At 45.8% G+C, this 12,569-nt stretch carries 8 protein-coding genes; 3 read left to right on the plus strand and 5 right to left on the minus strand.

What is annotated here, in order from left to right:
- Positions 1–512: 512 nt before the first annotated feature.
- The 4 genes from EWV60_RS16230 to EWV60_RS16245 all read right to left on the minus strand — a co-directional run bounded on the left by EWV60_RS16230 (position 513) and on the right by EWV60_RS16245 (position 5,487).
- Positions 513–2,963 (minus strand): transglycosylase domain-containing protein, encoded by a 2,451-nt coding sequence (locus tag EWV60_RS16230; protein ID WP_287233351.1) that lies wholly within the window; start codon positions 2,961–2,963, stop codon positions 513–515.
- A 115-nt stretch (positions 2,964–3,078) separates the two neighbouring features.
- The gene (gene mreD, locus EWV60_RS16235) at positions 3,079–3,660 is read right to left on the minus strand and encodes a rod shape-determining protein MreD (protein WP_287233353.1); all 582 of its coding nucleotides are present in this window, start codon (positions 3,658–3,660) and stop codon (positions 3,079–3,081) included.
- Entirely contained in the window at positions 3,627–4,376 is a 750-nt protein-coding gene (mreC, locus tag EWV60_RS16240) for a rod shape-determining protein MreC (protein WP_271934860.1), read from the minus strand. Before mreC ends, mreD begins: the two co-directional genes overlap by 34 nt.
- A gap of 73 nt (positions 4,377–4,449) precedes the next feature.
- Complete coding sequence (locus tag EWV60_RS16245) at positions 4,450–5,487, minus strand: rod shape-determining protein (protein ID WP_287233358.1); 1,038 nt, start codon at positions 5,485–5,487, stop codon at positions 4,450–4,452.
- Between the two features lie 226 nt (positions 5,488–5,713).
- On the opposite strand from EWV60_RS16245, the gene EWV60_RS16250 reads away from it, so the two are divergent.
- Positions 5,714–6,064 carry a single-stranded DNA-binding protein gene (locus EWV60_RS16250; protein WP_002731888.1) on the plus strand — a complete coding sequence of 117 codons (351 nt, stop codon included), beginning with the start codon at positions 5,714–5,716 and terminating at the stop codon, positions 6,062–6,064.
- A 55-nt stretch (positions 6,065–6,119) separates the two neighbouring features.
- On the opposite strand, the gene EWV60_RS16255 is transcribed toward EWV60_RS16250, so the two are convergent.
- On the minus strand, positions 6,120–6,929 hold the full coding sequence (locus tag EWV60_RS16255) for an aminotransferase class IV (protein ID WP_287233359.1): 810 nt from the start codon (positions 6,927–6,929) through the stop codon (positions 6,120–6,122).
- 455 nt (positions 6,930–7,384) lie between these two features.
- Between EWV60_RS16255 and EWV60_RS16260 the strand changes: the two genes are divergently transcribed.
- On the plus strand, positions 7,385–9,010 hold the full coding sequence (locus EWV60_RS16260; protein ID WP_287233361.1) for an ArnT family glycosyltransferase: 1,626 nt from the start codon (positions 7,385–7,387) through the stop codon (positions 9,008–9,010).
- Positions 9,011–9,125: 115 nt separating this feature from the next.
- A complete protein-coding gene (gcvP, locus tag EWV60_RS16265; protein ID WP_287233364.1) occupies positions 9,126–12,113 on the plus strand; it encodes an aminomethyl-transferring glycine dehydrogenase in 2,988 nt (995 codons plus the stop codon).
- Positions 12,114–12,569 lie beyond the last annotated feature (456 nt).

Genomic DNA, 12,569 nt, shown 5'->3' on the forward strand with positions numbered 1-12,569 from the left:
CGATTTTATCACTCAATCCAAGCCTTTGGGGGGTTCTACCCCCCAAACCCCCCGTTGGGGGCGTGGCGCCGCCCCCAAACCCCCCGCGCATTAGTTTTTCGGTGGGATGCTTACACGCAGCCGCTGACGCATCTGTAATAATTTAAGAGTCACTGCACTTGCAGGAGTGCCTCTCCTGATATGTAGCCTATACTCAACGGATTTAGTAAGTATCTAAGCACAATTAATTACACATCTAAGCCACTACTCCGTGAGACTTCTGGTGTGAGGAAACAGTGAACTGAAAACTCAAATCCGATCCCTAATAGGTGTCTCCTGTCTCCTGTCTCCCGTCTCCTGTCTCGACTAGGAAATTAATTTTGCACGACTACTTACTTATTCTTAATTCTCCTGACTACTGGCTACTGGCCCCTAACCCTAACAACAATTGTTGATTTTTACAAGCTGTCTATTTTACCGAGCAGTTTGGGAAAGAAAACCCCCGCAAATCCTGCGAGGGTTGTCGTGCCGATTCAGCGTCTTTCTGCCGGGGGTGCAGGAGGAGCCACATCGGGGGGAGAAGTTACCTCTAGGGGAACCGAACGAGTTTCGGGAGCCGCCACATTGACGGGAACGGTAATCGGTTCGGCTGCTGCGGGGGCCGTATTTTGAGGACTAGGAGCGGCGGCGCTGGTAGGAGCGACTCTAGTACGCCGACGACTAGAACGGCGTTGGCTGGGTTCGCTAGTATTAGAACGAACGATAGTTTGCACACGACTTACCCGAACCCGTCGCCGTCTGCGGATAGGTCTTTCGGTGGGGGAACCCTCATCGCTGCTGGCTAAACGATTGTTAGTAGTTTGGGTAAAGTAGGTACGTCGGGGTTTAATGGGTTCCGCTTTTAATGTCACCGGACGTTTGCCTAAATTCGGTTCAGGGAAACCTTGATAGGGAATATCCTTAATTGCTTCTAACATAAATTGTCGCCACATCCAAGCGGACATGGTACTGGCTCCATTGGTGGGTTTATTATTGTCATTACCGAGCCAAATTCCCGTGACTAATTGGGGAATATAACCGACAAACCAAAGGTCGCGAGCTTTATCAGAAGTACCAGTTTTTCCTGCCACCGGACGACCAATTTGTGCGGGGGTTCCCGTTCCCGAATTAACCACATTCTGTAGCATCCAAGTCATCGTCGCTGCCGTGTTTTTATTCAGAGCAGTTTTCGGTTTAAAATTGGCTTGATAAATTACTTTACCATTGCGATCGAGTACCTGATTAATACCGTAAACTGGTTGATGCACACCATTATTAGCAAAAGTCCCGTAGGCGCTGGTCAATTCTAAAAGATTGACTTCCGAAGCACCCAAAGCCAAAGAATAAGTGGGTAAAAGTTTCGACTGGATCCCCATATCTTGAGCTAATTTAATCACCGGATTCCAACCGACGGCCACTAACACCTGAACTGCCACCACATTCAGGGAAGAAGTCAAAGCATCGCGCATGGACACCGCGCGGCCGCTATACCTATCACCGTAGTTTTCCGGTTTATAACCATCCACTACATACTGAGCATCTTTATAACTAGAATAGGGGGATTTCCCCGCCGCAATCGCCGCCGCATAGACAAAAGGTTTAAAAGTAGATCCCGGCTGACGTTTTGCCTGTGTCACCCGATTGAATTGATTCTTATCGTGGTCAATTCCCCCGACCATAGCCTTAATTTGCCCATTTTTGGGGTCAATTGCCACTAAAGCCGCCTGTTGGAAGTTCTGCCACTGGCCATAACGAGAAACCGCTCTTTCTACCACTTCCTCCGCTTCGCTTTGCCAACGAGGATTAAGGGTAGTTTTTACCACCAATCCTCCCGCTTCTAGGGTTTTAGCGGGAACCAGTTGCGGCAGTTCTTTTTCCACATAATCGGTAAAATAGGCCGCTTGCCGTTGCAGACGTTTTAGGGGACTGGTTTTAAGGCCTAGGGGAGATGCGATCGCTTGTTCGGCTTGAGCAGCAGTAATAAATCCCACCTCGGCCATAGTTTTGAGGACGATATTACGCCGTTCTAGGGCAGATTTAGGGTTTTCAAGGGGAGAATAGAGACTAGGAGCGGGAACAATGCCGGCAAGGGTGGCAGCTTCGGCTAGAGTTAATTTATCGACGGGTTTACTGAAATATAACCAAGCGGCATCGGCCAGACCGTAGGCCCCGGAACCGAGATAAACTAGGTGGAAATAACGCTCTAAAATCTGGTCTTTTGTATATTTATCTTCTATTTTCTGAGCGATACGCATTTCCCGTAATTTGCGATCAAAACTCCTTTCTTGGGATAAAAAGACAATTCGGGCCAATTGTTGGGTGATGGTGCTGCCTCCTTCCACCACTCCCCCGGCTCTCAGGTTAGAAAAGAGAGCGCGAGCAATACCCTGGCCATCAACTCCCCCGTGTTGGCGAAAACGGCGGTCTTCACTAGCGATAAAGGCCTCCTGTACCAGTGGGGGAACTTGAGCAATTTTCACGGTTTCGTAGGTACTTGGGCCATTTTGCTTGAGGATTTCCCCATTAGCGGCTTGAATGGTTAGGGTGCCGGGACGAGTATATGTTTGTATATCGGCGATATTTTGCGGTAAAGAGCTTTCAAGGCGATAAATGCCCCAACCTACCCCTAAAATGCCCCCAGTTACGCCTAATCCCAATCCCAAGTACAAGCCAAAGCGGGGATGTTGTCGCCATTGCGGTAAGGGGGAATTATCAATCAGGGTAGTAAATTTGTTCTTTAAGGGTTTTAATGTCTCTAGAGCCTTGCTACTGGTTTGGGAGACTAAATTAACCTTTTTTTTATCAGAAGCGTCTTCTGCTGTCTTTTCCCCGGCAACTGGCGCAGATTTGGAGTCAATAGGATCGACTTTAGGGGGTTGCTCGGAATTCTCTAATTTATTAGCGAGATTATGGAAAAATTGACTAAGTTTTTGTTTGTATTTCATGTTAGTTGAGCGGGTGAGGGTGAGTAATCAGTGAACAGTTATCAGTAATCAGTAATCAGTGAACTGAAAACTCAAATCTGATCACTGCTCACTGATAACTGAAAAAGCTGACTCCTTAAAGATCGCTAAATTGTCGCCACCATTGCTGGAGAGGATAATAGAGGAGGGGAGTCCAGAGACTACTAAGCAGAGCAGAAGTGAGGCCAATGCGTTGATAATCAAGCCAAAGATCAGCGAGATTTTTGCCTCCTTGTAGATAGTATTGAAAAGCGATCGCACCATCAGTGATTAAAGTCATAACAAAGACAATTAAGACCACGGCGATCAATTCTTCTTTAACATAACGTTGTCGGTGTAAACGGGAAGTGAGGAAGCCGATGAGACCAAAAACCATGATATGGGAAGGATAATTAGAGGTAAGACTATCTTGAATAGCGCCGATCGCTAATCCGGCCACCACACTATCGAGACAAGAGCGATTGAGACTCCAACTAACCAACCAAATCAGTAACCAATTGGGAGCGATGCCTAAAATCTCCATCCCGGGTAGCCGCATTAAGGAAAGAAAAGCACAGAGAAGCAGCGAAGCGATAGTGACTAAAATATTCAGTATAAAACGAGAACGGGCTGATAAACGGCTTAATTTCAGCATAATTCCCCCTCTCACTGCTGGGGCTGCGGGTGAACGAACACCCATTCGAGATTGTCCACGGTGGCGGTAAATTCAATTTTGGCGGTGGGGGCGGGATTTTCCTGTAAATTAAGGGAAATTATACGACCGATGGGCAACCCCGGCGAAAAAAGACTACTAAAAGCCGAAGTTGTCACCACATCTCCCGGTTTGACATCGGGAGCTTTTTCAAAAAAGCGCAGGGTGGCGACTTGGGAATTCTGACCTTGAATTAAACCCATGGCCCGACTACGATTCACCGTTGCTCCGATGCGACTTTGGGAATTACTGACCAATAGAACTTTGCTGGTGTGGGGGGTAACTTCCGTAATCCGTCCCACTAAACCACCAATTCCCGTCACCGAAGCACCCACTGGCACACCATCGGCGCTACCCCGACCGATAATCACCTGTTGCCACCAATCATCGGCGCTGCGGCCAATAATTGGAGCAGAAATCAGGGGTTTTTTCTGGGTTTGATAATAACCAAGCTGTTTTTTTAATTGTTGATTTTGATATTCGACTTCACTTAAACGATTTTGTAATTCTCGCACCCGTTGATCGGCAAGAAGTTGCTCTTGCAGATTAGTTTCCTCTCCCTGAAAAGGACGAGTTAATAAACCATACAATTCTAAAATCGCCCCACTTTGATAGGTGCGAATGTACCAAGCTCCCCCAAAAGCGGCAGCGAGCAGCAAAAGTCGCCATCTCTGCTGTGTCCATTTTCGTCGTGCTGAATACATGAGCGATTTTAAACCTCTTGACTGTGTAGAGTGAGAATCCGTGAATTTTGCCGCTAACCTAGCCTAGTGACCTTTAGACATTGCGAGTTGTTTCATTAACGATCCGCTCAAAGAGTTTCTGATTTTTTAACACTTCTCCCGTGCCTTTGACCACACAGCGCAGGGGATCTTCAGCGACATGGGTAACGATACCGGTTTCGTGACTGACTAGACGATCAAGTCCCCGTAATAAAGCACCTCCTCCCGCTAACATGATCCCGCGATCGATAATATCGGCAGCTAATTCGGGGGGAGTTTTTTCTAGGGTACGTTTGATCGCATCAACGATCACGGAAAGTGGCTCATCCATACTTTCCCGCACTTCTTCCGCTTTGATGGTCACGGTGCGGGGTAAACCGGACATGAGATGCAATCCCCGCACTTCCAGAGGAGGAAATTCATCTTCGGGGGAGGGATAAGCTGAACCAAGGCGAATTTTAATATCTTCGGCTGTACGTTCCCCGATAATCAGGTTATGGACTTTTTTCAGATAGGCGATAATTGAGTCCGTCAGTTCATCCCCAGCGACGCGCACCGATTCGCTGATCACGGTCCCATCAAGACTGAGAATCGCCACTTCCGTAGTGCCACCACCGATATCGATGATCATATTTCCCGTCGCTTCCGAGACGGGTAAACCAGCACCCAAGGCTGCCGCAATCGGTTCATCAATTAACCCCACTTCTCGCGAGCCGGCATTTTTGGCCGCATCCACCACCGCGCGTCTTTCTACTCCAGTAATCCCACTAGGAACACCGATTACCATGCGGGGATTGCCAATCGTGCCATCGAGCGCTCGTTTGATGAATTCCGCTAACATGATCTCGCAACTGTAAAAATCGGCGATTACCCCATCGCGCAGGGGTCGCATAGCGGTGACATGGCCCGGAGTGCGACCGAGCATTTTTTTGGCCTCCTCCCCGACAGCGACTGGGTTACGATCTTGATCGATCGCTACTACCGATGGTTCCTCTAAAACGATACCTTTCCCTGATACATAGACGAGGGTGTTTGCTGTACCCAAGTCTATACCTATGTCCCTTGATAAACCTAGTCCTCTAAAAAAACCCACTTGTTTTCACTCCTGTTCTGATCAATAAAACGTTGCTATAGCTAGACTTTCGATCGAATCGACTTGGATTTTATTAGGTTTTGTTTCTCAAGTCTAGTTAATTATCGCTTCTTTCTCTCCAGATTTACCCAGGTCTTTGGCCTAATTTTCTCCCTAGTCACCGGTCAAGGCTAAGGTTTCAGGCTAAAATGAACATACTATTGTACTAAATTGAGGATTTAAGACCATGAGTGTAAATCTGGTTCATTTGGTGGGACGAGCGGGGAGAGACCCAGAAACCAAGTATTTCGAGTCGGGTAAGGTTTTATGTACTTTAACTTTAGCGGTTAATCGTCGCTCGAAAAATAGCGATCAGCCAGATTGGTTCGATCTGGAAATTTGGGGTAAAACGGCGGAAGTGGCCGCTAATTATGTGAAAAAAGGCGGTTTAATCGGGATTAAGGGTTCTTTAAAAATGGATACCTGGAATGATAAAAACACGGGATTAGCTCGCTCTAAACCGGTGATTCTCGTCGATCAATTAGATTTACTCGGTTCTAAGCGCGATAGTGAGGCTAATTCCGAGCGAGAATTTTAAAGCTTGAGCGGCATTATTTCTGGATTTTGGGTGTGTTAGCCTCTAGTACACACCCTTATTTATTCTCAAATTGACTAAAAAAATATTGCTGTAAATCTGGTAAAATTTCTCTATAAATAGCTGTATTTATCTCTATATCCGAGCCAAGAATAGAATTAAAAGGGATAATTTCTACCAAGGAATTACTATAGGCGATCGCCTGTAAAGTCCCGACAAATTCCGGGGTCCAGAGATTTTCTTGCAGGGAAATATTTTGTTTTTTTAACCAGCCGATCAAAGCCGAGCGCCCGATTCCGGGTAAAATATCAGCAGTCAGCAGGGGACTGTACCAGCAATTATCTTTCCATCCCCATAAATTACCCGTGCTAGTTTCTAACCAATTCCCCAATCGATCGACTAATATCGCCTCTTTTGCTCCTTTTTTTTGAGCAGTTTGTGACGCTAACCAAGGAGTTAAATAATTACCAGTTTTATGCTCTCCTAAAACGCGTTGCCAAGCGGGATTATCCACTACCCACCCAATAATTCCCCGCTCTTGTCTAAGGTTTAAATCTTCGGGTAAAAATCTGCCTTTAATCCACTCCCTACCATCGGGAAAAATTGTGATTCTCAGGACAGGATAGAATCGGGATAATTTTTCGGCTCCTTGGCGAATTCGCTGCCAATCGGGATCAGACCATTGGAAAACTTGTAAACTAGAGTGCAGACGTTTGATATGTTCTTGCCAATGGGTCAGGGGATGATCTAAGCTTTGTTGATAGATACGCAGGGTAGTAAAGAGTGTGGCTCCATAAAGCAGCCCAATATCATCAATACCCAGACTGATTCGCTCATTCTCGATTAATTCGCCATTATACCAATACATAATCAGTTATCAGTTATCAGTTATCAGTTATCAGTTATCAGTTATCAGTTATCAGTTATCAGTTATCAGTTATCAGTTATCAGTTATCAGTTATCAGATTTGAGTTTTAAGGATCTTCTAGAGTAGTTATGATATTTTAGCAGAAAATAATGGTTCTTCGTTACTTGGTATGGTTCGATCAGGGGGCAGAAATCGGCTAAATCCTTATCTGGCAAGGGACTTAATTGATTAGCTCGTTCTAGATTGAAAACAATTGGCAAAAATCGCAGCACACAAACCGAAGAACCAAAATAATCAAAGCTTTTTGCTTGGTTGGATTCTAGGCTATTTAAGGGATTAGGCTCATTGAAACTACTAATTTGCTATAACCAGTCTAGGAGAGCCTTACTGATTACTGATTACTGATTACTGTTTACTGATTACTGTTTACTGTTTACTGATAACTGACCTAGCTTATGAACCGTCAAAAATTTACTTGGGGATATTCTAGTTATAAATTGCGTCAGAGAGAAAATTTTAAAGAATTTCTGTGTTTACTGGGATTATTAATAGCGGCCTTAATTATCTATCTAGTGGGATTAGGTAATTTACCCTTGCGGGATTGGGATGAGGCAACAATCGCTCAGGTAGCCAAGGAAATTAGCCAAACCCCCCTGGAACAATTGCGCTGGTTATTTCCTAGTCTTTGGGGTGATCCCTACCTGAATAAACCGCCGTTGATTCACAGTTTAATTGGTCTAACCTACCATTTTTGGGGCATCAATGAGGCCAATACTAGACTAATTCCCGCTTTTTTTACAGCTTTATCGGTGCCGCTTCTCTATCTTCTCGGTCGAGAAATTTTTCCCGCTCGTTTGCCAGCTTTACTGTCGGCCTTGATCTATTTAACTCTTTTGCCGGTGGTGCGCCATGGCCGTTTAGCCATGTTGGATGGAGCGGTATTGTGTTTTGAAATGCTGATGTTTGTTGGTTTACTGCGCTCACGACGCGATTTACGCTGGTCTGTGGGGGCGGGGTTAGGATTTGCCCTCCTTTGTCTGACTAAGGGTATTATGGGGCTATTATTGGCGGGTATCGGCTTTATTTTTCTGCTCTGGGATACCCCCCGGTTATTAACGTCTGCCTATTTTTGGTCGGGTTGGTTATTGGGAGCAACTCCCGCTTTTGCCTGGTATAGCACCCAATTTTGGCACTACGAGCGGGAGTTTCTCGATTCCCTTTTTGTTCAACAGTTAAAGCGAGTTAGTGACGATCTGGACAATCATCGCGGACCGTTTTGGTATTATCTGCTAGAAATTATTAAATATAGTTGGCCCTGGTTAATTTTCTCGGTTTGGGGTTTACGTTTAGCTCGTCAGGAATATCTCTACAGTTGGGCGAAGTTACTGTTAGTTTGGACGGGTGTTTATCTGTTGGTGGTTTCGGTAATGGCGACTAAATTGCCTTGGTATATTCTGCCGATCTATCCGGCCTTGGCTTTAGCGGCCGGTTATGCCTTGGCGCAGATGGTTAATCTTCCCATCGATCGTCCCTATAATCCAATCTGGTCAATTATTCTGGGTATTGTCGGCGTTGGGGCGGGTTTATTAGCTTTAATAGCCTATTTTCCTGGTAATTTTGCCCCGATCGAACCGATCCATCCCTTAATTCTTTTAACCTTATTATCACTTTCCCTGACCATGGTGACAACGGCGATTTTGTTAGCCCGGCGCTCGCAACAATTCATCGTAATTTTACTCTGGGGAATGTTGGTTTCTTTGTTTATTTTTGTCAATTCTCCCCTGTGGATCTGGGAATTAAATGAGAATTTCCCCGTCAAACCGGTGGCGAGTTTAGTGCAGAAATATGTGCCAGCTGATCACCCTGTTTATATTGCTTTTGCCTACGAGCGCCCCTCGTTAAATTTTTATAGTGGTCGTCGGGTTTTTCCCCTTGCTACTGAAGAATTAATCAATCATTGGCAAAGTCACAAGCAACCTTACCTAATTATCGATCATCAAACCAAAGAAGCTACTGATTTAGAAGGATTAAAGGTGATCGGATCTACGAATTCCGGTTGGTTTTTGGTGACGAAGCAGTAGTGAGGTTAATTTTGTGCATACTTTCGATAGCAAATTAGCTTCCGCTTTATCTTGCCGATTGCTGACTTGAAATATTACAAAAATTTTACAAGTTGCGTTAAAATCACCCCTAGCGATGAAACGCAGCACTTTTGTAATTGTTGAAACCGAGATTAATATGCTAAATAGGTCAATTACGGCCGAGAAAACCGAGGAATTCGCTCCTGCTGACCTGCAAGACCTGCTAGACTGCACCGATAGCTTTGTTAACCGTCATATTGGACCGACGGAGACGGAAATCGAGAAAATGCTGGCGGTTTTGGGTGTTGCTACCGTTGAGGAATTAATCGCTCAAACTGTCCCGTCAGGAATTCGTTTACAAAAAAGCCTTAATCTAGTACCTGCCTTGAGTGAATACGCCGCTCTTGCCCAATTAAAAGCTATTGCCTCCAAAAATCAGGTATTTCGCTCCTTTATTGGCATGGGCTACCATGACTGTATCACCCCGCCGGTAATTCTCCGCAACATCCTAGAAAATCCGGGTTGGTACACCGCCTATACTCCCTATCAAGCGGAAATCGCCCAAGGACGCTTAGAAGCTCTCTTAAACTTCCAAACTCTCATCACTAGCTTAACCGGTCTGGAAATTGCTAACGCTTCCCTCCTCGATGAAGGAACAGCAGCTGCGGAAGCGATGAGTATGAGTTATGGACTGTGTAAAACTAAAGCCAATGCTTTCTTTATCTCTAGTAGTTGCCATCCCCAAACGATTGAAGTTGTTAAAACCAGAGCGATTCCTTTAGGTATTGACATTATTATCGAGGATCATCGTCTCTTTGACTTCCAAACGCCAATTTTTGGCGCATTATTACAATATCCAGCCACCGATGGCGTAATTTATGACTATCGGGAATTTATCGCCAAAGCGCAGGAAAATGGGGCTTTAGTCACCGTTGCCGCCGATATTCTCAGTTTAGCCCTGTTGACTCCCCCCGGCGAATTGGGGGCTGATATTGCCGTGGGTAGCAGTCAACGCTTTGGGGTTCCCTTGGGTTATGGGGGTCCCCATGCCGCCTATTTTGCCACCAAAGATGTCTATAAACGCAGTATTCCGGGGCGCATTGTCGGGGTATCGAAGGATAGTCAGGGTAAACCCGCACTGCGTTTAGCTTTGCAAACCCGCGAACAACATATCCGCCGGGATAAAGCCACCAGTAATATTTGTACCGCACAGGTGTTACTAGCGGTGATTGCTTCCATGTACGCGGTGTATCACGGACAGGAAGGAATCAAGAAAATCGCCCAAAGAGTGCAGAAATTAACCGCTTTATTGGCAACTGGCTTAAAACAGTTGGGTTATCAGGTGGGGAAAGAACCGCGCTTCGATACGCTCAAGGTTACGGTATCCACGGGAGTTAAGGATATCTTCGCCAAGGCAAAAACCCATAAGATTAATCTGCGTTATTTTGATGAGAATAATCTAGGAATTAGTCTCGATGAAACCACCACTCTCAGGGATGTGTGGGATTTATGGCAAATTTTTGCGCCAACCGAGGAATTGCCCTTTACCACGGCGGAATTAGTCGAGAAAATTAGTCTAGAATTACCCGCTAATTTAACCCGTACCAGTGCCTATCTTACCGAGCCGGTGTTCAATCGTTACCACTCGGAAACGGAATTACTCAGATATCTGCACCGTCTGGAAACAAAGGATCTAGCCTTAAATACTTCCATGATTCCCCTCGGTTCCTGTACGATGAAACTCAATGCCGTAGCGGAGATGATTCCGGTAACTTGGGCAGAATTCGGCAAATTACACCCTTTTGCGCCGATTGACCAAGCAGAAGGCTATCAACTGCTCTTTCAACAGTTAGAGACTTGGTTAGGGGAAATTACCGGGTTTGACGGCATTTCTCTACAACCGAACGCCGGTTCCCAGGGAGAGTATGCCGGTTTACAGGTAATCCGAGCCTACCATGAAAGTCGCGGTCAAGGTCATCGTCAGATTTGCTTAATTCCTGAGTCCGCTCACGGGACTAATCCTGCCAGTGCTGTTATGTGTGGCATGAAAGTAGTGGCGGTTAATTGCGATTCTCGGGGCAATATTGATATTGATGACCTGAAAACTAAGGCCGAGAAGCATCAGGATAATCTAGCGGCTTTGATGGTAACGTATCCTTCCACTCACGGCGTTTTTGAAGAGGGAATTAGCGAAATTTGCGCCTTGATTCATCAATACGGTGGTCAAGTCTATATGGATGGCGCGAATATGAATGCTCAGGTGGGTTTATGTCGTCCGGCGGATTTTGGCGCTGATGTCTGTCACTTGAATCTCCATAAAACTTTCTGTATTCCCCACGGTGGTGGCGGACCCGGCATGGGACCAATTGGAGTAAAATCCCATTTAGTGCCTTTTCTGCCCGATGTTTCCCTGGTTTTGGCGAAATTATCCCCAGAAACCGCTAACGGTAAGCATCAGGACTCGATTGGGGCAATTTCGGCCGCGCCTTGGGGTAGTGCCAGCATTTTGGTTATTTCTTGGATGTATATCGCTATGATGGGGGCAGCCGGCTTGAAAAAAGCCACAGAAGTGGCAATTTTAAACGCTAATTATCTGGCTTTTCGTCTGGAGTCGGCCTATCCGGTGTTATTTAAGGGTAGCGCGGGAACGGTTGCCCACGAGTGCGTGATTGATTTACGTCCCCTGAAAAAACAGGCCGGCATCGAGGTGGAAGATGTGGCAAAACGTTTGATGGATTTCGGTTTCCACGCGCCGACGGTTTCTTGGCCTGTGGCGGGTACAATGATGGTGGAACCCACGGAAAGCGAATCTTTGGGGGAATTAGACCGTTTTTGTGAAGCTTTGTTAACTATCTATCAAGAAGTACAAGCGATCGCTAATGGTAGCATGGATATCCACGATAATCCCTTAAAAAATGCCCCCCACACAGCCGCAGTTTTAACTGCCGATGATTGGAGTCGTCCCTATTCCCGTCAACAGGCAGCTTACCCGCTTTCTTGGCTAAAAGATTATAAATTCTGGCCGGTAGTGGGACGGGTTGATAATGCTTACGGTGACAGAAATCTGGTTTGTTCCTGTGAGGGTATGGACGCTTATAAGTAGGGTTTGCGGCAAAAAGCTTTTCCTGGGGGTAGGGTGGGGTGCATCTCATTTTTGTAAATCTACTAATTTGGGATTTTTCAAGGGAAACTTTCTCCTAAAATTGGGTGTGTTACTTTCAGTTTTATCACTCAATCCAAGCTTTTGGGGGGTTCTACCCCCCAAACCCCCCGCGCATTAGCTTTTCGGTGGGATGCTTACACGCGATTGTTCATATTTTTGTACCAATTTCAGAGTCACTGATAATTGCTGATTGTCGATATTTCTGCAAATGTGGGATGCAGCCGTGGGGTGTGGGGTGTAGGGTGTGGGGTGTAGGGTGATGGGGAAGTGGGAAGGATAAATAGGGTTTGCTGAAAAAGTCATTGAAAAGTACAGGTCTCTTAATCAATGATTTCACTTAGCTACAAGCATAAGCTTTAGTTGTTGATTAATTTTTAAGTCATAACTTATCCTAAT

Origin of the sequence: Microcystis sp. Msp_OC_L_20101000_S702 (genome assembly GCF_007095705.1) — a bacterium.
Lineage (GTDB): Bacteria > Cyanobacteriota > Cyanobacteriia > Cyanobacteriales > Microcystaceae > Microcystis > Microcystis ichthyoblabe_A.